The organism is Streptomyces sp. NPDC047085, from assembly GCF_040643735.1.
GTDB lineage: Bacteria > Actinomycetota > Actinomycetes > Streptomycetales > Streptomycetaceae > Streptomyces.
The window spans coordinates 490,451-512,999 of record NZ_JBEYUW010000001.1; the positions used below are offsets into that span (position 1 = coordinate 490,451).

18 protein-coding genes are annotated in these 22,549 nt (G+C 72.6%); 3 read left to right on the top strand and 15 right to left on the bottom strand.

Annotated elements, in window-relative coordinates:
- Positions 1-211: 211 nt before the first annotated feature.
- Together ABZ865_RS01955 and ABZ865_RS01960 are read right to left on the bottom strand one after the other, a co-directional pair.
- On the bottom strand, positions 212-2,152 hold the full coding sequence (locus ABZ865_RS01955; RefSeq protein ID WP_361222435.1) for a glycogen debranching N-terminal domain-containing protein: 1,941 nt from the start codon (positions 2,150-2,152) through the stop codon (positions 212-214).
- Positions 2,149-4,059, bottom strand: coding sequence for a hypothetical protein (locus tag ABZ865_RS01960; protein WP_361222437.1), 1,911 nt, complete (start codon positions 4,057-4,059; stop codon positions 2,149-2,151). Before ABZ865_RS01960 ends, ABZ865_RS01955 begins: the two co-directional genes overlap by 4 nt.
- A gap of 120 nt (positions 4,060-4,179) precedes the next feature.
- Between ABZ865_RS01960 and ABZ865_RS01965 the strand changes: the two genes are divergently transcribed.
- A complete protein-coding gene (locus ABZ865_RS01965) occupies positions 4,180-5,409 on the top strand; it encodes an ROK family protein (RefSeq protein ID WP_361222439.1) in 1,230 nt (409 codons plus the stop codon).
- A gap of 408 nt (positions 5,410-5,817) precedes the next feature.
- Complete coding sequence (gene ppdK, locus ABZ865_RS01970) at positions 5,818-8,538, top strand: pyruvate, phosphate dikinase (RefSeq protein WP_361222441.1); 2,721 nt, start codon at positions 5,818-5,820, stop codon at positions 8,536-8,538.
- 155 nt (positions 8,539-8,693) lie between these two features.
- On the opposite strand, the gene ABZ865_RS01975 is transcribed toward ppdK, so the two are convergent.
- From ABZ865_RS01975 to ABZ865_RS02025, 11 genes are all read right to left on the bottom strand, one after another.
- Entirely contained in the window at positions 8,694-9,227 is a 534-nt protein-coding gene (locus tag ABZ865_RS01975; RefSeq protein ID WP_361222443.1) for a DUF4232 domain-containing protein, read from the bottom strand.
- 206 nt (positions 9,228-9,433) lie between these two features.
- On the bottom strand, positions 9,434-10,678 hold the full coding sequence (locus ABZ865_RS01980) for a cytochrome P450 (RefSeq protein WP_361222445.1): 1,245 nt from the start codon (positions 10,676-10,678) through the stop codon (positions 9,434-9,436).
- Between the two features lie 93 nt (positions 10,679-10,771).
- A complete protein-coding gene (locus ABZ865_RS01985) occupies positions 10,772-11,989 on the bottom strand; it encodes a cytochrome P450 (protein ID WP_361222447.1) in 1,218 nt (405 codons plus the stop codon).
- Positions 11,986-12,627, bottom strand: a complete 642-nt coding sequence (locus ABZ865_RS01990; protein WP_361222449.1) for an ATP/GTP-binding protein — start codon at positions 12,625-12,627, stop codon at positions 11,986-11,988. Before ABZ865_RS01990 ends, ABZ865_RS01985 begins: the two co-directional genes overlap by 4 nt.
- Positions 12,605-12,955 carry a DUF742 domain-containing protein gene (locus tag ABZ865_RS01995; RefSeq protein WP_361222451.1) on the bottom strand — a complete coding sequence of 117 codons (351 nt, stop codon included), beginning with the start codon at positions 12,953-12,955 and terminating at the stop codon, positions 12,605-12,607. The genes ABZ865_RS01990 and ABZ865_RS01995 overlap by 23 nt, the downstream gene beginning before the upstream one ends.
- The gene (locus ABZ865_RS02000) at positions 12,952-13,374 is read right to left on the bottom strand and encodes a roadblock/LC7 domain-containing protein (RefSeq protein ID WP_361222453.1); all 423 of its coding nucleotides are present in this window, start codon (positions 13,372-13,374) and stop codon (positions 12,952-12,954) included. Before ABZ865_RS02000 ends, ABZ865_RS01995 begins: the two co-directional genes overlap by 4 nt.
- 2 nt (positions 13,375-13,376) lie before the next feature.
- A complete protein-coding gene (locus ABZ865_RS02005) occupies positions 13,377-14,807 on the bottom strand; it encodes an ATP-binding protein (protein WP_361222455.1) in 1,431 nt (476 codons plus the stop codon).
- Positions 14,808-15,364: 557 nt separating this feature from the next.
- Complete coding sequence (gene nirD / locus ABZ865_RS02010) at positions 15,365-15,718, bottom strand: nitrite reductase small subunit NirD (protein WP_361222456.1); 354 nt, start codon at positions 15,716-15,718, stop codon at positions 15,365-15,367.
- Positions 15,715-18,321: a nitrite reductase large subunit NirB gene (gene nirB, locus ABZ865_RS02015; protein WP_361222458.1), complete on the bottom strand. Its 2,607-nt coding sequence runs from the start codon at positions 18,319-18,321 to the stop codon at positions 15,715-15,717. The genes nirD and nirB overlap by 4 nt, the downstream gene beginning before the upstream one ends.
- Positions 18,321-19,535, bottom strand: coding sequence for an FAD-dependent oxidoreductase (locus tag ABZ865_RS02020; protein WP_361222460.1), 1,215 nt, complete (start codon positions 19,533-19,535; stop codon positions 18,321-18,323). The genes nirB and ABZ865_RS02020 overlap by 1 nt, the downstream gene beginning before the upstream one ends.
- 190 nt (positions 19,536-19,725) lie before the next feature.
- On the bottom strand, positions 19,726-20,625 hold the full coding sequence (locus tag ABZ865_RS02025; RefSeq protein WP_361222461.1) for an NAD(P)-binding domain-containing protein: 900 nt from the start codon (positions 20,623-20,625) through the stop codon (positions 19,726-19,728).
- A 98-nt stretch (positions 20,626-20,723) separates the two neighbouring features.
- Between ABZ865_RS02025 and ABZ865_RS02030 the strand changes: the two genes are divergently transcribed.
- Positions 20,724-21,068 (top strand): helix-turn-helix domain-containing protein, encoded by a 345-nt coding sequence (locus ABZ865_RS02030; protein ID WP_361222463.1) that lies wholly within the window; start codon positions 20,724-20,726, stop codon positions 21,066-21,068.
- A 17-nt stretch (positions 21,069-21,085) separates the two neighbouring features.
- On the opposite strand, the gene ABZ865_RS02035 is transcribed toward ABZ865_RS02030, so the two are convergent.
- Positions 21,086-21,736 (bottom strand): class F sortase, encoded by a 651-nt coding sequence (locus ABZ865_RS02035; protein WP_361222465.1) that lies wholly within the window; start codon positions 21,734-21,736, stop codon positions 21,086-21,088.
- 135 nt (positions 21,737-21,871) lie between these two features.
- Entirely contained in the window at positions 21,872-22,414 is a 543-nt protein-coding gene (locus tag ABZ865_RS02040) for a hypothetical protein (protein WP_361222467.1), read from the bottom strand.
- Positions 22,415-22,549 lie beyond the last annotated feature (135 nt).

A 22,549-nucleotide genomic window follows, 5' to 3' on the forward strand; every position in this document is an offset into this window, starting at 1 on the left:
TTCTTCGGCGACGCCCGCCGGCGCCTCCTCGGACGTGGCGTCGGCGGTGCCCTCCAAGGCGTCTTCAGCCGTGTCCTGCCGCGTGGTCGTGTGCTGAGACAACCCGAAGGTCCTTCCGTGCGAGACCCATGATGCTCACTCGTACGGCCGTACCTTCGTCCCTGTTCACGCCCCCGGGCAAACACCCGGCAAATCCCTGGCCAAGAGTCCGCTACGCCCCGCCCACCGCCGTCAACAGCGCCAACGGAGCCGCCGCCGACCGGGATTCCCGGACGCAGGCATGCGGATACGGGACCGGTTCCGGATGCGTGTCGCGGCCGTAGCCCGCCAGTACCTCCGGCAGCCGGTGTCCGGCCGCCGTGGCCGCGTCGACCAGGGCGTGCGCGACGGTACGGGCCTCGTCGTGCAGGCCGTAGCGGGCGAGGCCCAGCGTGATCAGCGCGTTGTCGTGCGGCCACACCGAGCCCCGGTGATAGGAGAGCGGGTGGTACGCGGGCTGGCCGGAGGCGAGCGTGCGGACGCCCCAGCCCGAGAAGAAGTCCGGTTCGAGCAGCCGCCGGCCGACCACCTCGCCGTACTCCTTGTCCAGCAGCCCGGACCACAGCAGATGCCCGGCGTCGGAGGCGAGCGCGTCGACCTGGCGGCCCTCCCCGTCCAGCGCGAGCGCCGGGAAGGACCGGTCCGGCATCCAGAAGTCCCGCTGGAAGCGGTCGCGCAGGTCGGCCGCCGCCTGTTCCAGCAGGGCGGCGTACGTCTCGTCGTCCCACACCGTGCGCGCCACCCACGCCGTGCGGCGCAGCGCGTCGTACGCGTAGCCCTGGGCGCCCGCCGCCATCACGGCCCCGGTGGGGCGCGTGCCGTCGGACCAGCAGATCGCGCCGGGGGAGTCCTTCCAGTTCTGGTTGGCGAGGCCGCCCTCGTCGGCGCGGTAGACGAGATAGCCGCGCGAGGTCAGCCCGCCGTGGTCCAGCATCCAGCCGATGGCGGCACGGGCGTGCGGTTCCAGGCGGCGGGCCAAGTCCGCGTCCCCGGTCCGCTCGACGTACGCCCCGAGCAGGATCAGGAACAGCGGGGTCGCGTCGACCGAGCCGTAGTAGCGCCCGAACGGCACCTGCCCGAAGTGGGCCAGCTCGCCGTGCCGCACCTCGTGCACGATCTTGCCGGGCTGGGCGACGGCGGATCCGATGCCGCCCGCCGTCGCCTGGGTGGCGGCGAGCGCGGGGAGGGTGGCGGCGGCCAGCCGGGGGCGGTACGGCAGCGCGAAGAGCGAGGCCAGCAGGGCGTCCCGGCCGAGCAGGGTGAGGAACCAGGGGGCGCCGGCCGCCGGTACGCGCAGCTCCTCGCCGTCCGGTCCGGTCGCCGGGACCTGGAGCGCGGCCAGGTCCGCGAGGCCCCGCGCGCAGGCCGCGGCCAGCTCCGGCCAGCCGGTCGGGAAGGCCACGCCCTCCATGAACGCGCCTTCCAGTGCGAGGAGTTGTTCGTGCACGGCGGCGGGGGAGCGGGGCACGCGCAGGGCACGTTTGTCGCCGTGCGGGCGGGCCATCACGCGCAGCACCAGCTCGGTCGTGCCGTGCGGGGCCAGGTCCAGGGTCCACACCAGGCGCCGGGCGCCGGTGCCGGTCTCCTCGACGGCGTCCGGGGCGGGGTCGGCCGTGATGGTCGTACAGGAGTGCCACTCGGCCCGCCGGTAGGCGAACTCGATGCCGTCGTCGAGGACCTGGCGGGAGCGTACGGCGCCGGGTTTGACGTAGGTGCGGTGGTCGGAGCGGAGTTCGAACTGGTCGGTGAAGTCGGCGTCGGCGGTGATCGCGAGGCGCACGGTGGTCGGCACCGGGCGGTTGCTGGTCACCTTCAGCGATTCGATGAACGCGCTGTCGCCGACGGCCTGTTCCCGGAAGAGGGTGTGCGCGGGCGGCTCCTGCCGGCCGCCGCGCGGCACCAGCACGCAGCGCGCCGCGTCCCCGTCCGAGACCGGCGTGAGCACCTCGGGCACCGCGCCGTCGACGGTGAGCTGCCAGCGGCTGAGATGCCGGGCGTCCCGTACGAACAACCCGTCCGGGGAGCTGCCGCCCCGCACCCCGCTGATGTCACCCCGGTCGCCCACGGCGGCGAACGTCGCCCCGTGCACGAGCAGATGATGCCGGTCCGTCATCCCCGGTCCCCTCCCTTGTCACTCCTGTCGAAGCCACCTCTGCCGAGGTCGCCTGCACCGAGGCCGCCTGCGCCGAGGTCGCCACTGCCTAAGCCGCTCCGGTCCGGGCCGCTCCGGTCCGACCCGCTCTGGTTCAACCCGCTCGGGTCCGGGCCGCTCGGGTCCGGGTTGCTCCGGTCCAACGCGCTCGGGTCCGGGTTGCTCCGGTCCAACGCGCTCGGGTCCGGGTTGCTCCGGTCCAACGCGCTCCGGCCCGGGTTGCTCTGGTCCGACCCGCTCCGGTCCGGGCCGCTTCGGTCCGGGCCGCTCCGGTCCGGGCCGCTCCGGTTCAACGCGCTCCGGTCCGAGCCGCTCCGGTCCGACGCGCTCCGGTCCGGGCCGCTCCGGTCCGGGCCGCTCCGGTCCGGGCCGCTCCGGTCCAAGGCGCTCCGGTCCGGGCCGCTCCAGTCCGACCCGCTTCTGTCGAACGTGCCGGTGGCCGTCCGGGACACGCCGTGCTCCCGCGGCTGGTGCAGCAGGTCGAGCGTGAGCGCGGCGGTCCAGCCGAAGCCGGTCGCGCCGCACGCCTCGCCGGTGTACGGGTCGACGTACTCGGCGAAGTCGGTGGTGTCGGCCAGGCGCAGCATCGCGTCGCGCAGGGCTCCGGCCGCCGCCCGCTCGCCGTGCGTGCGCAGCCCCCGCTCCACCAGCCAGCTCGTGTTGAACCAGGCCGGGCCGCGCCAGTACCGGTGCGGGTCGAAGGCCTCGCCGAGGAGGTCGTAGCTGGGAACGAGCCGGGTGCGGTCGCCGAGCGAGAAGTGCGGCCCGCGGAGCGTGCGGACGAGGGCGGCGGTGATGTCGCGCGGCAGCCCGGGCAACAGCAGCGGGACCAGCCCGGTCACGCTCCGCTCGCCGATCGGCCCGCCGCCCCGCACGTCCCGGCACAGGAACATCCCGGCCGCCGGCTCCCACAGCCGCTCCACCAGCGCCGCGGTCAGCCGCTCGGCCCGCGCGTGCCGGGCGGTACCGGCCGCCCCCAGTTCCTCGGCGATGTGCGCCAGCGCGTGCTCGGACGCGATGAGCAGGGCGTTGAAGGCGGGGTCCTCGACCGCGAACTCCCCGTCGCCGTCGGCGTACCCGGCATCCCTGTAGTCCGCGGCCAGCCGCACGTACCGCCCGTAGTCCAGATCCGTCGGCCGGTCCTCGGCGGCGCCGTGGTCGAGGTCGGCGCGGCGGAAGGAGCGGGCCGGGGCCGGGGTCACCCGGGAGAGCGGGGCGTCCCAGCAGGGGCTGTTGTCCATACCCTGTTCCCAGGGGTGCACGACGGACACCAGCCCGCCCCCGCCCAGGTCCCGCCGGTGCAGCAGATACCGGTGCCAGGCGGCCAGCCGGGGATACACCCCGGCGAGGAAGCCGCGCGCCCGCGACAGGACCGGGTCGGCGCGGTGCACCAGCCAGGCCGCCAGCGCGTGCACCGGTGGCTGCACGATGCCGGACGTCTGTACGGTGCGCGGGGCGCCCGCGGCGCGCCCCGCCGTCGAGGAGCGCCAGAAGTCGGGGCTCGGGAAGTACGCGTCGAGCGGTACGGAGGGGTTGAAGACGATGTGCGGGACGCGCCCGTCGGCCCACTGGGCGGCCAGCAGCGTCTCCAGCTCCGTCTGCGCCCGCAGCGGCGAGACGTGCCGGAGGCCGATCGCGATGAACGCCGAGTCCCACGACCACTGGTGCGGATACAGACTCCGGGAGGGCACCGTCGACGCGCCCGTCCAGTTCGCCTCCAGCACCGCGGCCGCCCTGACGTGCAGGGATGTGGCCGACGTGGCCGAGGGCGGCGGATCGTATGCGATCTCGCGCTCCGGGACACGGGCCGTGGCACGGCCGGTGACATGGGCCGTGGCACCGGCAGTGAGCTGGGCAGTGCGATCCACTCGGGGCTCCCCGAAGACGTCCGGCCGACCGGGTTTGGCTGCGTCTACCGCAGGGTTACGTCTATTTAACACGCAAAACTCAGCATGTAAGGCAAACTTGAGAAGCACAAGGGGGTGCGCATGACCGGACGGCCCGGCAGGACCGGCAAGGCGACACGGGGCGGTACTCCGGCCGGCGCCGGCGATCTGCTCGAACTGGTGCGCAGTGGGCGAGCCGTCACACGCGGAGCGCTCCAGCAGGCCACCGGACTCTCCCGCGCCACCGTCGGCCAGCGCCTCGACCGGCTGTTCCGGGCCGGCTGGCTGCGCGAGGGCGCCGGCGGCCCGGTCGACTCACCGCTCGGCGGCCGCCCCTCGATCACCCTGGAGTTCGACGACTCCCACGCGGTCGTCCTCGCCGCCGACCTCGACACCCGGCACGCCCGCGCGGCCGTCCTCACCCTGACCGGCGAGATCCTCGCCGAGCACTCCGGCACGCTCGTGGTCGAGGACGGGCCCGAGGCCGTACTCGGCGAACTCGGCCGCTGGTTCGGCGAGCTGCTGACCAAGACCGGGCACCGGGCGGAGGAGGTCTGCGGCATCGGGCTGGCCGTGCCGGGACCGGTGGACAGCGAGACCGGCCGGGTCGTCCAGCCGCCGATCATGCCCGGCTGGGACGGCTACGACATACGCGGCCGCCTCTCCCGCGCCCTCACCGAGCACACCGGCGCCCCGGCCGTCCCGGTCCTGGTGGACAACGACGCCAACCTCATGGCCTTCGGCGAGCAGCGCACCGGGTACCCCGACTGCTCGGCGTTCGTGCTGGTCAAGGTGTCCACCGGCATCGGCGCCGGGGTCGTGGTCGACGGCTCGCTGTACCGGGGTGTCGACGGCGGCGCGGGCGACATCGGGCACATCCGGGTGGGCGCCGACGCGCTGTGCCGGTGCGGGTCGTACGGCTGTCTCGCCGCCGTCGCCAGCGGCGGCGCCGTGGCCCGGCGGCTGGCGGAGTCCGGGGTGCCGGCCGCGTCCGGCTCGGACGTACGGGACCTGCTGGCCGCCGGGCACCCGGAGGCGGCCGCGCTGGCCCGGGAGGCCGGGCGCCTGGTCGGGGACGTGCTGGCGACGGTCGTGACCCTGCTCAACCCGGGCGTGCTGATGATCGCGGGCGATCTGGCCGGAACCCCCTTCCTCACCGGCGTGCGCGAGCTGCTCTACCAGCGTGCGCTGCCCCGCTCCACGGCCCACCTGGACGTGGTGACCTCCCGGCTGGGGGAGCGGGCCGGGCTGATCGGCGCGGGCGCGCTGGTCGTGGAGCACCTGTACGCGCCGGAGCGGGTGGAGGAGCGGCTGTCGGCGCTGGGTGTGTGACCTAGGTGTTTCCGTCCTGGATCCACGTCCGCATGGTGAAATCCGACCCTCTGTGGCAGCGTGATTCTCGCCACCCTTGATAGGGGTCGCGCTCAGATGAGCGGATCACTGCGCGTCTGCACTTCTCCAAGGGGTGGCACTCAGTGCCACCCCTTGATCGTTCATCGATCGAACTCAGATGCGCCGATGAGCCGCTCATCTGAGCGGTAGTGCGGGCTCTCGGGGTGTGTTGCATTCAAGAGTTGAAGACATGCGCCCGTCTCTGCTTGCCAAGCCTTGACTTTCGATCCGCTGGCTGGCGAGTGGTTACGGGCGTATGACGCGCAAGTGGACGTACCCAGATGCCTTCGATCTGGGTATGTTCCTCGGCGTCAGGGCAGCCACCGCGGCCTCAAGGAGTCGAGACCCGTGTCGGAAAACAAAGATCCTCAGGTAGCGAAGTTCGTTTACGACTTCACCGAGGGCAACAAGGACCTCAAGGACCTCCTCGGTGGCAAGGGCGCCAACCTCGCCGAGATGACGAACCTGGGCCTTCCGGTGCCTCCGGGCTTCACCATCACCACCGAGGCCTGCAAGGTCTACCTGGACAGCGGCGAGGAGCCCGCGGCACTGCGTGACGAGGTGAGTGCGCACCTCGACGCCCTCGAGCAGAAGATGGGCAAGAAGCTCGGCCAGGCCGACGACCCGCTGCTCGTGTCGGTCCGCTCCGGCGCCAAGTTCTCCATGCCCGGCATGATGGACACCGTCCTGAACATCGGCCTCTCCGACAAGTCGGTGCAGGGCCTGGCCAAGCAGGCCGGCGACGACCGGTTCGCCTGGGACTCCTACCGCCGCCTCATCCAGATGTTCGGCAAGACCGTCCTCGGCGTCGACGGCGACCTCTTCGAAGAGGCCCTCGACAAGGCCAAGGAGGCCAAGAAGGTCACGGTCGACACCGACCTGGAGGCCGCCGACCTGAAGAAGCTGGTCACCGCCTTCAAGAAGATCGTCAAGAAGGAGGCCGGCCGGGACTTCCCGCAGGACCCGCGCGAGCAGATGGACCTCGCCATCAAGGCGGTCTTCGACTCGTGGAACGGCGACCGCGCGAAGCTGTACCGCCGCCAGGAGCGCATCCCGCACGACCTCGGCACGGCCGTCAACGTCTGCTCCATGGTCTTCGGCAACCTGGGCCCCGACTCCGGCACCGGCGTCGCCTTCACCCGTGACCCCGCCAGCGGCCACCAGGGCGTCTACGGCGACTACCTGCAGAACGCGCAGGGCGAGGACGTCGTCGCCGGTATCCGCAACACGGTCCCGCTCGCGGAGCTGGAGTCGATCGACAAGAAGTCGTACGACCAGCTCATGCAGATCATGGAGACCCTGGAGAACCACTACAAGGATCTCTGCGACATCGAGTTCACCATCGAGCGCGGCCAGCTCTGGATGCTCCAGACCCGCGTCGGCAAGCGCACCGCCGGTGCCGCCTTCCGCATCGCGACCCAGCTGGTGGACCAGGGCCTGATCGACGAGACCGAGGCGCTCCAGCGCGTCACCGGCGCCCAGCTGGCCCAGCTGATGTTCCCGCGCTTCGACGAGAGCGCGAAGGTCGAGCAGGTCGGCCGGGGCATCGCGGCCTCGCCGGGCGCGGCCGTCGGCAAGGCCGTCTTCGACTCCTACACCGCCGTCAAGTGGTCCCGCTCGGGCGAGAAGGTCATCCTGGTCCGCCGCGAGACCAACCCCGACGACCTGGACGGCATGATCGCCGCCGAGGGCATCCTGACCTCCCGCGGCGGCAAGACCTCCCACGCGGCCGTCGTCGCGCGCGGCATGGGCAAGACCTGTGTCTGCGGCGCCGAGGAGCTGGAGGTCGACACCAAGCGCCGCCGGATGACGGTCCCGGGCGGCCACGTGGTGGAGGAAGGCGACCTGATCTCCATCGACGGCTCCTCCGGCAAGGTCTACCTGGGCGAGGTCCCGGTGGTCCCGTCCCCCGTCGTGGAGTACTTCGAGGGCCGCATGCACCCGGGCGCCGACGACGCCGACGAGCTGGTCGAGGCCGTGCACCGCATGATGGCCTTCGCCGACCGCAAGCGCCGCCTGCGCGTCCGCGCCAACGCCGACAACGCCGAGGACGCGCTGCGCGCCCGCCGCTTCGGCGCCCAGGGCATCGGCCTGTGCCGCACCGAGCACATGTTCCTCGGCGAGCGCCGCGAGATGGTCGAGAAGCTGATCCTCGCGGACACCGAGGAGGAGCGCGAGGCCGCGCTGCGCGAGCTGCTGCCCCTGCAGAAGAAGGACTTCGTCGAGCTGTTCGAGGCGATGGACGGCCTGCCGGTCACGATCCGCCTCCTCGACCCGCCGCTGCACGAGTTCCTGCCCGACATCACCGAACTGTCGGTCCGCGTGGCCCTCGCCGAGTCCCGCCAGGAGCCGCACGAGAACGAGCTGCGCCTGCTCCAGGCGGTCCACCGCCTGCACGAGCAGAACCCGATGCTGGGCCTGCGCGGCGTCCGCCTCGGCCTGGTCATCCCCGGCCTGTTCACCATGCAGGTCCGCGCGATCGCCGAGGCCGCGGCCGAGCGCAAGACGGCCAAGGGCGACCCGCGCGCCGAGATCATGATCCCGCTCGTCGGCACCGTCCAGGAGCTGGAGATCGTCCGCGAGGAGGCCGACCAGGTCATCGCCGAGATCGAGGCCGCCACGGGCACCTCGCTCAAGCTGGCGATCGGAACCATGATCGAGCTGCCCCGCGCCGCGCTCACGGCCGGCCAGATCGCCGAAGCCGCGGAGTTCTTCTCCTTCGGCACGAACGACCTGACCCAGACGGTCTGGGGCTTCTCCCGCGACGACGTCGAGGCGAGCTTCTTCACCGCCTACCTGGAGAAGGGCATCTTCGGAGTCTCCCCGTTCGAGACGATCGACAAGGACGGCGTCGGCTCCCTGGTGAAGGCTGCGGCGAAGGCGGGCCGCGAGACCCGTCCCGACCTCAAGCTCGGCGTCTGCGGTGAGCACGGCGGCGACCCCGAGTCGGTCCACTTCTTCCACGAGGCCGGACTCGACTACGTCTCCTGCTCCCCGTTCCGCATCCCGGTCGCCCGCCTCGAGGCCGGCCGCGCGGCGACCAACTCGGAGGGCAGCGACCACCGCTGATCCGACGGACGGCACCTTGTGCGGGGTGCCGTCCGCCCAGACCCCGGAGCCGCCGTCGGTCCCCGACCCTCAGACCGATCGGCGGCGGCTCCGGCGCCACGAAAGAAAAGGGGCGGCACCCTGTGCGGGGGTGCCGCCCCTTCGGCGACGGCGCGTCAGAAAGTGCCGTCGTTGTTGACCGGGCCGGTCTGGAAGATGCCGGAGCAGATGGTCCAGTGGGCCGGGACGAGGATCGCGGTGTGCGAGGCCGGCGGATAGATCCGCAGGTAGGTGCCGGTGCGCAGGCAGGGCCCGCCGATGGGGCCGTTGGCGGTGCGGATGACCGCGACGGTGGAGCGGGCGGGGGCGAGCGTCACCGTCGAGGAGGACTCGCCGGTGCGGGTGGCGGCCGGACCGATCTGCCGGTGCGCGGTGTCCAGGACGCTCACGCCCGGGTAGCCGCGCAGGGCGCACGTGCTGGTGCCGGTGTTGGTGAACCGGATGGACCAGTAGAGCGAACCGGCCGCGCCCTCCTTGCGGCCCATGGAGAGGTAGAGATCGCTCGCGGAGCAGGTAGGGACCCCGGCCGACGCCTGCGCCGCCGTCGAGGTCACACCCCAGGCGGCTCCGCCGACCGTGAGCCCGGCGAGCGCGGCGGTCAGCAGGGCGACCGTGCCGCGACGGGAGAAGCGGTGAGAAAACAGAGACATGGCGCATCCGCCTCCACAGGGCGAATGGGTGGATGTGGGTCATTGTGTTCGATGCGCGCCCACCCGGAAAAGTTGTGCCGCTCACCGGGAAAAGAACGACGGTCGCGGTGAGCGGCTTGGTCAGCGAGCCGATCCGAACGAACAGGTCGGCCCGGCCGCCGCGGCCAAGCGCCGCTGCCCGGTGTGGAGCCGGGAGCCGGCGAGGGCTACTGGTCCGTGTCGCCGTTCACCGGGCGCAGGAGGACCGGGAGTCGCTGGTGGCCGTTGCTGATGAGGGAGGGCACCGGGCGCAGGTCTCCGGCCGGTCCCGCGAGGGAGAGGTCGGGGAAGCGGTCGAAGAGCTGCCGCAGGGCCTCCGCAACCTCCAGGCGGGCCAGCGGGGCGCCGAGGCAGAAGTGCACCCCGTGACCGAAGGCCAGGTGGTCCTTGACGGTGCGGGTGATGTCGAAGGTGTCGGCGTCGTCGCCGTGCCAGTCCGGGTGCCGGTTGGCGGCGGCGTACGAGGCGAGGATGGCCTCGCCCTGGGCGATGGTCCGGCCGTCGGGCAGCTCGATGTCGGTCACGGCGTAGCGCAGGGGCAGGTGCTTGACGGCGGGTTCGTGCCGCAGGGTCTCCTCCACGACGTCGTTCCAGCCGGCCTTGCCGGTGCGGACGAGGTCGAGCTGGCCGGGGGAGGTCAGCATCGCGACGACGGCCTGGTCGATGACGTTGACGGTGGTCTCGTACCCCGCGCTGATCATCAGCAGGAGCGTGTCGCGGAGTTCCTCGGCGGTGAAGCCGGTGCCGTCCGCCTCCTCGTCGCGGGCCGCGATGAGCAGGGAGGTCATGTCGTCGCCGGGAGTGTCGCGCTTCGTGGCGATCAGCTCGTCGAGGACGCCGTAGAGACGGACGGCGTTGGCCTGGGACTCCTCCTGGGTGAGCGTGGTGTCGAAGACCCCGTCCACGAGCTGCCGGAAGTCGGCCCGCTGGTCCTCCGGCACGCCCATCAGGTGGCCGATCACGGAGATGGGCAGCGGGTAGGCCAGCCGCTCGCGCAGGTCCACGACCTCTCCCGCGGGCACCGTGGCGAGGTCGTCGATCAGCTCGGTGACCATGGCCTCCACGGCCGGGCGCAGCTCGGCGATGCGACGCGCGGTGAAGGCGGGGGCGACCATGCGCCGCAGCCGGCGGTGGTCGGCGCCGTAGGCGGTGAACATGTTCTTCACCGCGACCCACAGGGCGAGCGGCCACGTCGCGACCGTCTGCTCGAAGGCGGGCCAGTGGGCACGCGCGTCCTTGGACACGTCGGGGCTGGTCAGCAGCTGCTTGAGCAGGGCGGGGTCGGTGACCGCCCAGGCCTGGACGCCGAGGATGTCCACACGCGTGGCGGGGCCCTGGGCGCGCAGGGTCTCGTGCTCCAGGTGCCGGGCGGCCCCGGTGGGGTCGAGGACGAGCGGAGTGTGCTGGGACAAGGCCGGGTCTCCTTCGGATGACGGCAGGACAGGCGACGGATACGGCAGGACAGGCGAAGCCTGACGGCAGAACAGGCGACGGCTGACGGCGGATCAGGCGACGGCGGGGAAACGGACGGGCAGGGCTTCCAGGGCGCGGTGGAACGGACCGGGCCGCCACACCAGATCGGACACGGGACAGGCGAGGTCGATCTCGGGAAGCGCGTCGAGCAGGCAGGCGATGGCCGTCTCGGCGATGAGGTACGCGTGGGTGCGGGCCGGGCAGGTGTGCGGGCCGATGCTCCAGGACAGGTGCGCGCGGTTGCCGGTGAGCGCGCCGGCGCCCAGGCCGCCGGTGACGGCCGGGTCGTTGTTGCAGGCGGCCATGGAGATGACGACGGGCTGGTGGGCGGGCAGCAGCACGCCCTCGACATCGATCGGGTACGGCGGGTAGCTGATGCAGTAGTTGGCCATCGGCGGGTCGGTGTACAGGACCGTGTCGAGCGCGTCCCGCACGGGCTGCCCCGCGTGCAGGCCGGCCGAGAACTGCTCGTCGGTGAGGATCCTGAGCACGGTGTTGCTGATCAGGTTGGTCAGCGGTTCGATGCCCGCGCCGTACAGCGTGACGAGCTGGTGGGACATCTCGACGTCGTCCAGCCGGGCGCTGTGCGCGATCAGCCGGGAGGTGATGTCGTCCCCGGGGTACTGCCGCCGCAGCGCGACGAGTTCGGCCAGGGCCTCGCCGAGGATCCGGTTGCCGAGGGCTGCCGTCTCCGCCTCCGACTCGAAGATCTTGGCCATGCCGTCGGCGATGCGCATGCCGATCTCGTCGGGGCAGCCCAGCAGCGCGCTGAGGACGTGGAACGCGATGGGGAACGAGAACTGGGTGAGCAGGTCGGCCCGGCCGAGGGACTGGAAGGCGCCGATGGCCCCGGAGGCCACCTTCTCCACCAGGGCCCGCAGCTCGTGCTGGTCGACCGCCTGGATGCTGTCGGTGTTCGCCGTCCGGTAGCGGGTGTGCTCGGCGCCGGACGAGCGCAGCGCGTTGGGGCGCCACTCCATCATCGGCCGGACCGGGCAGGTCTCGGGCACGGACTGCTGCCAGATCCGCGGGTCGGCGGGGAAGTGCAGCGGGTCGTTGAGGATGCGCCGGGCCTGATGGAAGCCGATGACCAGGGTCGCCGGGATGCCGGGGGCGAGATCCACGGGGACCAGGGGGCCGTGGACGCGGCGCATGCGCTCGTACCCGGCATGGGGGTCCTCGGCGAACGCGGCGTCGTAGAGCGCGACCCGCGCCGGTGGGCTCGCGGTGCCGGGGTCGGGGGTGGTCATGGAAGGGGCTGCTCCACAAGAGAGGCGGGAACGGGACGGGTGGTCAGGTGCTCGACGAGGGTGATCAGCGCGTACACGCAGGAGGTGCGGTCACGCGCGTCGCACTCGGTCAGCGGGGTGTCCGGATCCAGCGCGAGCGCCTGCCGGATCTCGTCCAGGGGGTAGCGGGGCGCGTCGGGGAAGACGTTGATGACGACGGAGTACGGCGTCTGCTGCTCCTCCAGCAGGCTCAGCACCTCGTGGCAGCCGTCGAGGTCCCGGGTGTCGGCCAGGACGACCGCGCCCAGCGCTCCCTCGGTCAGCCCTTCCCACAGGGGCCGGAAACGGGCCTGGCCCGGAGTGCCGAACAGGTAGAGCACGAGGCGGTCGCCCAGCAGATGGATGCGCCCGAAGTCCATGGCGACCGTCGTGGTCGACTTGTGCGGGGTGCCGCGCAGATCGTCCACGCCGACGCTCGCCTCGGTGATCGGCTCCTCCATGCGCAGCGGTGTCACCTCGGAGACACTGCCGACGAAGGTGGTCTTGCCGACCCCGAACGCCCCGGCGACGACGATCTTCGCCGACCGGGCCACGCCGGGGGCCACGTAGTGGACGGGGGGCCGGTCGGACGGCTGGTCAGACCAGTTCGCGTAGTCCACGCAGCACCTCCTGCAGCAGGTCGAGTCCGGGCCGGCCCTCGGCGGGGGCCGGGCTGGCCAGAAGGCCGCTGTCCATCAGCTCGGAGACGAGGATCCGTACGGTGGACGGCGGCAGCTCCAGCGCGGCGGCGATGTCCGCGACGGCCAGACCGCCCCTCCCGCCGGCGAACAGGCGCATCACCCTGCGGGTGTCCGGCCCGAGCGTGTCGGTCGGGCCGGACGTGGCGATGACCACCGTCTCCAGCCGCACATCCGGGCGGGGCCGGTTCCGCCCGCCGGTGCGGACGTAGGGCCTGATCAGGTCCGGGTCGTGCCGCGGACCGCTCACGTCGCGGTGCTGTCTTCCGGGACGGGGCGCCGGTCCCCGACTTCCAGTTCGTGGCCGAGCCGCGTCGCCAGCCGCACCATGTGATGGCTGATCAGACCGACATCGGCCTCCGGCCCGGTCGTGACCACCGACAGCATCGAGTTCCGCGCGGCCGCCGTGGTCAGCCCGATACGGCCCTGCGACTCGATCAGCAGCTGGCACATCCCCTGGCCACCGACGTGCTCGTCCCACGCCTTGCCGGCGGCGCGCAGCGACGCGGTGAGGGCGGCGAGTTTCTCCGCGTCCTCCTGGCCGATCGTCTCCGTGCGGGCCTGCAGGAGGCCGTCGCTGCTCATCAGCACGGCGTATGCGACGCCCTCGACAGAGCCCAGCTCCTGGTCGAGCAGCCATCCCAGGCCGTTGCTGTGCGTGTCGCGCATGGTCAGTTTCCTTCGGTGGGTCCGGTGTTTTCCTCGGGCCGGCGTCCCCGGCGGCTGCCCGCCGCCCAGGCGGCGGCGACGCTCGGCCGCCCCGGCACGGCCGGTGTCTCGGGCGTCGCCGGGGCGGCAGCGCGCACCCGGGCCGGGCGCTGACGGACGGTCAGCCCGCTCGCGGTGGTCGCGGCCGGCGCCGGGGTGGACGCCTGGGTGGGCGCGGGCGTGGGCGTCGGTGTCGGCGCCGGGGAGACGGAGTCCTGCGCGGCCGGCGCGGCGGCGGACGGGGGCTCGGCTGCGGACCTGGGCTCGGCGGCGGGCTGGGCCGCGGCCGGCTGAGGGGTGGCGGCGGAGAGCACCAGGAGGTTCTTCGGCAGGACCAGCACGGCCCGGGTGCCCTGGTAGATGTTCGGCGCGGTCAACTCGACCCGGAAGCCGTAGTTCTCGGCGAGCAGCGAGGCGACCCGCAGGCCGGTCTGCGGATGCGCGCCGAGCCCGGTGATGTCGTCGCGCTGCTTGCCGGACATGACGTCCTTGGCCCACATCAGCCGCTCGTCGTCCATCCGCAGACCGGCGTCGTCGACGATCAGGAAGCAGGCGTGATGGCCTTCCTCCACCGAGACGTGCACCCGGGCGGACGGCGGCGAGTACCGCAGGGCGTTGTCCAGCAGCAGCGCCAGGGTGTGCACGACGGCCTCGACCGCCCGGCTCTCCACCGCGATGGTGTCCGACTCGTGGTGTTCCACCCGCTGGTAGCCCTCGATCCGGCCCATCGCGGCGCGGATCACATCGGTCAGCGAGGTCCGCGGCCAGCGCCTGGAGAGCTTGTCCCCGGCCAGCACCGCGTAGCCCTGGGCGGTCAGCAGCATCTGCTGCGCGATGTGGTCGATGTGCACCAGGGTCGCGTACGCCTCGTCGTCCTGGTGGGAGCGCACCCCCTTGCTGATCTCCCGGCTCAGCCGGGCGGCCCGCGCCACCACGTTGGACGCGAAACTCCGCACGGCCGCGCGCGTCGCCTGCTGCGACTCCAGACGGGCCTTCGCGACCTCGTCCTCCGCGGCGGACCGGATCTCGGCGACGCGCTGGTCGGCGGACGCCTGCGCGGCCTCCCGCACCCGCGCCACGGTGGCGACCGCCTGACCGGCGACGTCCCGGAGCCGCCCGGCGAGGGCCGTGTGCGCCACCGGCACGGGCAGGGGGAGGTCGGCGCCGTGCGGCTGTTCGGGCCGGCCGGCGGCGCCCGCCGCGGGCAGCACCTCGAACGCCAGCTGCCCGAGGGCGTACTCCACGGCACCCAGCTGCTGGGTGAGCTGATCCGTACGGCTCTGGAGCTGGTCGGCCCTGCCTCGCTCCCGCCGGTACGCGCGGTGGTAGCGCCATGTGGTCCCGCCGGCCGCCAGGGCGACCGCGGCGCTCACGGCCGGTATCAGATCGGTCATCAAGTCCTCTCCAGAGTGTCCGAGCCGCGCATCCCGCGTGTCCCGCCCGCTGCTGGGGCGATTCTCTGGACGCGGGCATGACAGACAAAGGCTCGCATACCGGGCGAGGAAGGAACCGGGACCGCGGGTGAGCGGTCGGTCCGAACCGGCCTGATCCGGAAGGAGGGTCGTAAGACGGGGAGCGCGGCGGGCCCTGGGTCGGGGAGCGCGGCGGGCACAGTGTCCTCCGGGTACGCGGTCATGTCGGCCTGCGTCACGTCTGCGACGCCCGGTGGCCTTTCCGGTCTGCCAGAGCCTATCGGCAAACGGCACCGCGTTCGATGGCCCCCAACCGGAAGGCTGTGAAGGAACTATGACGAACAATCAGACAACGGGCCTGCCGCCGTGCACGATCAGGTCGACGGCCGCCGTCCGCCACCAGATCGGTACCGACGACAGACGACAGACGACAGACGACAGACGACAGACGACCGACGCCGCGTCGGCCGAGGCCGGATGGAGGACAGCCGCGGCGGCCTCCCCGGCCGCGCAGACGCGGCGTCGGACGAACCCGGCGATCAGGCCGCCCGTACCTCGTACGCCGTCACCCGCGCCCCCTCGTCGTCCAGGCACTGCCCGGAGATCAGGTCGAAGCGCTGCTTGAGCAGCGGGGACGCCACGAACGGGCGGCCCTGGTGGGTGCCGGTCAGGCCGCGGGAGAGGACCGCCGCGCCGGTGAAGGGCTCGCGGTTGTCGATGGCGTACAGGCGGTCGGCGCGGTCCCGGAAGAGGGCCACCTGGCGGCCGTCCGGCAGCAGGGCCGCCACCCCGCGGCCCGGGGTGAGCGCGCTCAGGTCACAGGCCGTGAACCAGTCGTCGTCGGCGAGCCGGAGCTGGACCTTCAGGTCGGTGGTCTCGACAGCCAGGGTCATCGGGCGCTTCCTTCCAGGACGTCGTCGGCGGGCCGCAGGCCGATGGCGAGCAGCGGCAGGTCGGGCTTCATCTGGTCGCGCTCGGGGACGAAGGCGACGACCGGGTCCGGGGTGTCCGGCGCGTTCACGAAGGACACGAACCGGGCCAGCTTCTCGGGGTCGTTGACGGTCTCGGCCCACTCGTCGCGGTAGTGCGACACATGCGCTGCCATCAGGGACTCCAGCTCCTCGCAGATGCCGAGGGAGTCCTCCACGACCACTTCCCGTACGTGGTCCAGGCCGCCCGGGATCCGCTCCAGCCAGGTGGAGGTGCGCTCCAGCCGGTCGGCGGTGCGGATGTAGAACATCAGGAACCGGTCGATCAGGCGGATCAGTTCGGCGTCGGAGAGGTCCTGGGCGAGCAGGTCCGCGTGGCGGGGGGTCGCGCCGCCGTTGCCGCCGACGTACAGGTTCCAGCCGTTGGAGGTGGCGATCACGCCGAAGTCCTTCGACTGGGCCTCCGCGCACTCGCGGGCACAGCCGGACACGGCGGACTTGAGCTTGTGCGGCGACCTGAGCCCCCGGTAGCGCAGCTCCAGGTCGATCGCCATGCGGACCGAGTCCTGGACGCCGTAGCGGCACCAGGTCTGGCCGACACAGGACTTCACCGTGCGCAGCGACTTGCCGTACGCGTGCCCGGACTCGAAGCCCGCGTCCACCAGCCGTGCCCAGATCAGCGGGAGCTGCTCCACCCGGGCGCCGAACATGTCGATCCGCTGGCCGCCGGTGATCTTCGTGTAGAGGCCGAAGTCCCGGGCGATCTCGCCGATCACGATCAGCTTCTCGGGCGCGATCTCGCCGCCGGGGATGCGCGGCACCACCGAGTACGAGCCGTTCTTCTGCAGATTGGCGAGAAAGTGGTCGTTGGTGTCCTGAAGGGCCGCCTGCTCGCCGTCCAGGACATAGCCGCTCGCGCCGATCGAAGGGGCGAGGGAGGCGATGATCGAGGCCACGGCCGGCTTGCAGGTCTCGCAGCCGTCGCCGCCCCGGGCGCCCTCGCGGCCGTACCGGTCCAGCAGGTCCCGGTACGACGTGACGCGCAGCGCGAGGACGATCTCGTACAGCTCCTCGCGGGTCTGCGAGAAGCAGCCGCACAGCCCCTTGTCGACCTCGACGCCGGACGCCTCCAGTTCGGCGTTTACCAGTTGCCCGAGCACCTTCACACAACTGCCGCAGCCGGTACCGGCCTTGGTGCACTTCTTCACCTCGGGCACGGTGGTGCACTTGTGCTCCGTCACCGCCCCGCGGATCGTGCCCTTGCTGACGTTGTGGCAGGAGCAGATGATCGCCTCGTCCGGCAGCGCGGACGGGCCGAGCTGGGCCCCCGAGTCGGCTCCGGCGGGCAGGACGAGCGACTCGGGGGAGATGGGAGGCACCGAACCCGTCAGCGCGCGCAGGGTGCCGTACGCCTCCGCGTCCCCGACCAGGATGCCGCCCAGCAGGGTGCCGTCCCGGCCGATGACCAGCTTCTTGTACAGGCCCGCGCGGGAGTCGGAGTAGACGACGTCCAGGCAGCCCTCGGCGGTGCCGTGCGCGTCGCCGAAGGACGCCACGTCCACGCCGAGCAGCTTGAGCTTGGTGGAGAGGTCGGCGCCGGTGAACTCCGCCTCGTCGGCGGCGATCGTCGCGGCCGCCGTCTGGGCCTGCTCGTAGCCCGGCGCGACCAGGCCGTACACCCGGCCGTCGACGGCCTGCGCGCACTCGCCGATCGCGAACACGTGCGGGTCGGTGACCGTGCGGCACTGCGCGTCGACGGTGATGCCGCCGCGCTCGCCGACCGCCAGACCGCAGTCCCGGGCGAGCTGGTCGCGGGGGCGGACACCGGCGCTGAACACCACCATGTCGACGGCGAGTTCGGAACCGTCGGACAGCTTCATGCCGCTGACGACGCCGTCCTCACCGGTCACGATCTCCTGCGTGCCCACGCCGGTGTGGACGGTCAGGCCCATGCCCTCGATCGTGCGCAGGAGCGCGGCGCCGCCGCCCTCGTCGACCTGGACGGGCATCAGCCGGGGCGCGAACTCCACGATGTGGGAGGTGAGCCCGAGGCCCTTCAGCGCGCCGGCGGCCTCCAGACCGAGCAGCCCGCCGCCGACCACGGCGCCCACCTGGGCCCTGGCCTTCGCGTACTCCTCGATCGCGAGCAGATCCTCGATCGTGCGGTAGACGAAGCAGCCCTCGGCGTCCTTGTTGGGGACGGGCGGCACGAAGGGGTAGGACCCGGTGGCGAGGACGAGGGTGTCGTACGCGAAGGTCTGTCCGGAGCGGGCCGTGACCGTCCTGGACGAACGGTCGATCGTCTCCGCCGGATCGCCGACGTGCAGCTCGATGCCGTGGTCCTTGATGAACTCCATGTCGGTCATGGAGAGTTCCTCGGGCGTCCGCCCCGAGAAGTACGAGGTGAGCTGGACCCGGTCGTACGCGGGACGCGGTTCCTCGCACAACACGACCACGCGGTGCGTGGCGGTCAGGCCGCGCTCGGCGAGCGCTTCGAGGAAGCGCTGGCCGACCATGCCATGGCCGACGAGCACGATCGTGGGGGTGGCCCCCAGGTTGGCGGTCATCAGGAGCCTCCATCGTTGGTGAGCAGGTGGAGCAGGGGGCCGTCGTCGGGGAGCGGCTCCGCTCCCTCCCAGGCGCGGGCGAGGGCGCCGACCGTGCCGAGTTCGCCGACGAGGACCCCGCCGACCAGGCGGTCGTCGCGGACGACGACCTTGCGGTAGGTGCCCCGGGTGGCGTCGGCGAGCCGTACGACGTCGTCGCCGGGCCGGGCCTCCGTCTCGCCGAACGCGGCGAGGTCGAAGGGCGAGTCCGGGCCGGTGAGGGTCAGCCGGGTCAGGGAACGGGTGCCGGTGTAGCGGGCGTTCGCGTCCCCCGCGAGCAACTCGGCGAGGATTTCCGCCTGTTCGAGGGCGGGGGCGGCGAGACCGTAGACCGTGCCGTCGTGCTGGGCGCAGTCGCCGACGGCGTGAATGTGCGGGTCGGAGGAGCGCAGGGCGTCGTCCACGAGGACGCCGTTGTGGACGGCGAGACCCGCCTGCTCGGCGAGGCCGGTGCGCGGCCGCACCCCGCACGCGAGGACCACGAGGTCGGCGTCGAGGGCGTAACCGTCGGCCATCTCCACCGAGCGGACCGCGCCGGCCACACAGCGCACGTCCCGCACCCGGCACTCGGTGTGCACCTCGACACCGAGGTCCGTGAGGTGCCGCAGCACCAGCCGGGAGGCGTCCGGGTCGAGCTGGCGCTCCATGAGCCGCTCGGACTGCTGGGCGAGCACCACCTGGGCGCCGCGCACGGCCAGCGCCCGGGCCGCGGAGACCCCGAGCAGCCCGCCGCCCACGACGACCGCGCGCACCCCGGGCCGCACCGCCTTCGACAGCCCCAGACAGTCGTCCATCGTGCGGAACGCGTGGACGCCCTCGGGGAGTTGACGATCCGGCGTGAACAGCCCGCGCAGCGGCGGCAGTACCGGATTCGAGCCGGTGGCCAGAACCAGCGTGTCGTATGCGATCGAGGAGCCGTCGGCGCACTCCAGGGACCGGGCGGCCCGGTCGATGCCGGTGATCCGGGCGCGCACCAGGTTCTCGGGCGCGGGGAGGGAGATCACCTCCGGGGCGTACCGGCCGGCCAGCACCTCGGCCAGCAGGACCCGGTTGTACGGCCGGTGCTCCTCCTCGCCGACGAGCAGCGCGGGCACGCCCAGCTCGCCGAGCCGCCGGGCGAGCCGTGCGCCCGCGAGGCCGGCGCCGATCACCACCACACGCGTTTTCGAGGTCATGCCCCTGAGCGTGCGACGCCGACGTTACCCGGCCGCATCCCGTCTGTTTCCCACGGGGAACGCTGCCCTCAGCAGACCCGGAGCAGACGTGTGAGGGGTCTGCACGGACTCCGGACAGCCCTGTGAGATGCCGCCCCGGCCGCTTACCCGCTGCCCGGGCTGTCCTCTGCCCGGCCGCCCGGCTGTCCGCTCAGCCGCGCAGCATCTCGACCAGCCCGGTCGTGTCCTCCTCCCCGTGCCCGTCGGCCAGGCGGCGGCGCATCAGCTCCAGGAACGGGGTGAGCAGCTCGGCGCTGACCCCCTGTTCCCCGGCCGTGCGCAGCAGCGTGCCGGTGCCCGCGACCTGCATGGCCAGGCTGGAGACGACCCCGGTCGTCAGGTCGCCGCTCTCCAGCCGCTCGGCCGCCCCGTGCGCCATGCCGGACATCGCGTTCAGCCACGGCACGAGCAGCGCGGCGAACGCCTTCAGGTCCACGTCCTCCCCGCGGACGAGCGCGAACGCGTGCGTGATCCCGGCGAACATCCCGTACATCCCGCTCAGCAGCGCCACGTCGTGCAGCGCGGCCAGACCTGGGTCCGCGCCGACGTACTCGGTGCCGGCCGGCACGGCCAGGACCTCCCTGTGCTCCTCGAACAGGCCTCCGTCCCCGCTGTACAGGACATAGGCGCCGGGCGCGCCGATCATCGGCGGTACGGCCATGATCCCGCCGTCCAGGAAGCGGGCGCCGCGCTTCGTGGCCCAGGCGGCCCGCGCCCGGGCCTCGCCGGGGGTGCCGGTGGTGAGGTTCACCAGGTCCCGGCCGGTCAGGTCGGCGTCCTTCAGTGCCTCGCCCACCGAGGCGTCGTCCAGCAGGCACGCCACGACGAGCCGGTTCGCCGCGACCGCCTCCGCCGCGCTCCCGGCGACCGCCGCCCCCTCGGCGGCCAGCGCCCCGGCGCGCCCGGGCGTGCGGTTCCAGACGGTCAGCGGATGCCCGGCGGCGAGCCAGGCCCGGCCGAGCGCGGTGCCCATGGCGCCGGTGCCGAGCAGGGTGAGGGAGGTGCGGGGGCCGGCGGAAAGGGGGCTGGAGGAAAGGGAGGTGTCGGTCATGGCGACTAGGCTCGCTCCAGGGAGCCGCCCGCGTAAGTACCTACTTGGAAGTGGGTGGTTACCCGCAGGGAAGTGTGCAGGTGACGAAGGGGGAGAGGATGGCGATCGGTCGGCGGCCGGGGGCGTACGTCTGCGGAATCGACGCGGCGATGGACGTCATCGGCGGCAAGTGGAAGGTGCTGATCCTCTGGGCGTTGCACGAGCGCCCGTACCGCTTCGGAGAGCTGCGCCGGCAGCTGCCCGGCGTGACGGAGAAGGTGCTCGCCGCGCAGCTGCGCGAGCTGGAGACCGACGGCATCGTGCACCGCGAGGAGTACGACGAGGTGCCGCCCCGGGTCGAGTACTCGCTGACCGGGCGCGGCACGCTGCTGAACGAGGCGCTGGCACCGCTGGGCGCGTGGGGCAGAGAGCACGTCCTCGGCGGCGAGGTGCCGGCGCACTGAGCCCCGGCCGCCGCCGGTCAGCTGTGCGAGGACGACAGATGCGCGAAGACGACCACGTTGCCCTGGTAGCCGGTGGTCTTGGAGTAGCCGCCGCCGCAGGTGATGACGCGCAGTTCGGGGCGGTGGGCGGCGCCGTAGACCTTGTCGTCGGGGAAGTTCCGTGCCGCGTAGACCTCCACCGCGTCCACGGTGAACACGGCGACCGTGCCGTCCTCGCGGTCCACCTCGATGGTGGCGCCCCGCCTGAGGGCGCCGAGGTCGTAGAAGACGGCGGGTCCCTCGGTGTTGTCGACGTGGCCCGCGACGATCGCGGTGCCGGTCTCGCCGGGCGTGGTGCCGGCCTCGTACCAGCCGGCGAGGTTCTTGTCCGCGGCGGGCGGCACGTCCAGGCTGCCGCTGCTGGTGAGGGAGAGGCCCATCAGGGGGGCGTCCACGCGGATCGCGGGGATGCGGATGCGGGTGGGCGGCGACGGCTCGAGGCCGGGCGCGGTGAGCCGCTGCCCGCCCGGGTCGGCCCGGCCCTCGGCGGCCGACGGCTGCGGCGGCGCGGGCGCCCCGGTGCCGCCGAGCAGCCACACCCCCGAGCCGAGGGCGACGACGGTGACCGCGGCTATCGCGGCGTCCTCGATCCCGCGCCGACGAATCCTGCGCGTACGCATCCTGCGCATACGAACCCCTTAGTGGAGGCCTTGCTCGGGGGCCCTTGAGGGGGCTGACCCCTTCCCCCTCCGGGCCGCGAGGGGCGTCGGACCCGGAGGGGGCGGGACGTGCGGTACCGGCGGACGGACAGCGGAGGGTGTCCGTCAGATCCCGTCGCCTCTCGCCCGGCGATGCAGGAGCCAGGTACCGCCCGCGGCGGCGACGGCCAGAGCCGCCACACCCGCCGCGGTCTGCACGGGGTCGGGACCGAGCGCGCCGCCGACCCCCGTCTTCACGCTTCCCCGCGGCTGCACCTGGTCGTGCACCGCGCTCAACGCGACCATCAGGTCGCCCGTCACCTGCTTGTCGCCCACGGCGCACTTCGCGACGATCTCGTACGTCCCCGGCTGCGCGCTCGGCGGCACCCGGAACTGGCCGATCGCCTCGCCCTCGTGCGTACTGGGCGCCAGAGGAAACGTTCCGGCACCGACCGCGCCCGCGTCGCCCAGCGCCGAACCGCTGCTCCCGCAGGCCGCCGTGTTCACCGTGACGTGAGTGCCCGGCACCGCCGTGGACGGATACACCTGCAGGCTGCCGGCCGCGGTCACCGTGCGGACGGGGCCACCGCCGTGGGCCGGGGCGGCGGAGAGTCCCGCCGCCGCTGCGGCGAGCGCGGTACCGGTCAGCAGACGGGCGGTGCGACGCATGGTGCTCCCCAGGCTTGTCCGACTCGGGCGTGGCCGACTCGGGTTCCGACTCGTTCAGGGGCGAGCCCCTGCTCTACCGAGGTAAGTGGCACCGCGGCCGGGCCGCCTCCTGAGAATCCGTCGGCGCTGCGGTGA

Excerpts from the sequence above, each read along its gene's own strand:
- ABZ865_RS02020 (WP_361222460.1), bottom strand. The coding sequence starts at position 19,535 with ATGACCTCGAAAACGCGTGTGGTGGTGATCGGCGCCGGCCTCGCGGGC.
- nirB (WP_361222458.1), bottom strand. The coding sequence starts at position 18,321 with ATGACCGCCAACCTGGGGGCCACCCCCACGATCGTGCTCGTCGGCCAT.
- ABZ865_RS01955 (WP_361222435.1), bottom strand. The coding sequence starts at position 2,152 with ATGACGGACCGGCATCATCTGCTCGTGCACGGGGCGACGTTCGCCGCC.
- ABZ865_RS02035 (WP_361222465.1), bottom strand. The coding sequence starts at position 21,736 with ATGCGCAGGATGCGTACGCGCAGGATTCGTCGGCGCGGGATCGAGGAC.
- nirD (WP_361222456.1), bottom strand. The coding sequence starts at position 15,718 with ATGACCCTGGCTGTCGAGACCACCGACCTGAAGGTCCAGCTCCGGCTC.
- ABZ865_RS02025 (WP_361222461.1), bottom strand. The coding sequence starts at position 20,625 with ATGACCGACACCTCCCTTTCCTCCAGCCCCCTTTCCGCCGGCCCCCGC.
- ABZ865_RS02030 (WP_361222463.1), top strand. The coding sequence starts at position 20,724 with ATGGCGATCGGTCGGCGGCCGGGGGCGTACGTCTGCGGAATCGACGCG.
- ABZ865_RS01965 (WP_361222439.1), top strand. The coding sequence starts at position 4,180 with ATGACCGGACGGCCCGGCAGGACCGGCAAGGCGACACGGGGCGGTACT.
- ABZ865_RS02040 (WP_361222467.1), bottom strand. The coding sequence starts at position 22,414 with ATGCGTCGCACCGCCCGTCTGCTGACCGGTACCGCGCTCGCCGCAGCG.
- ABZ865_RS02000 (WP_361222453.1), bottom strand. The coding sequence starts at position 13,374 with ATGCGCGACACGCACAGCAACGGCCTGGGATGGCTGCTCGACCAGGAG.
- ABZ865_RS01985 (WP_361222447.1), bottom strand. The coding sequence starts at position 11,989 with ATGACCACCCCCGACCCCGGCACCGCGAGCCCACCGGCGCGGGTCGCG.
- ABZ865_RS02005 (WP_361222455.1), bottom strand. The coding sequence starts at position 14,807 with ATGACCGATCTGATACCGGCCGTGAGCGCCGCGGTCGCCCTGGCGGCC.
- ABZ865_RS01975 (WP_361222443.1), bottom strand. The coding sequence starts at position 9,227 with ATGTCTCTGTTTTCTCACCGCTTCTCCCGTCGCGGCACGGTCGCCCTG.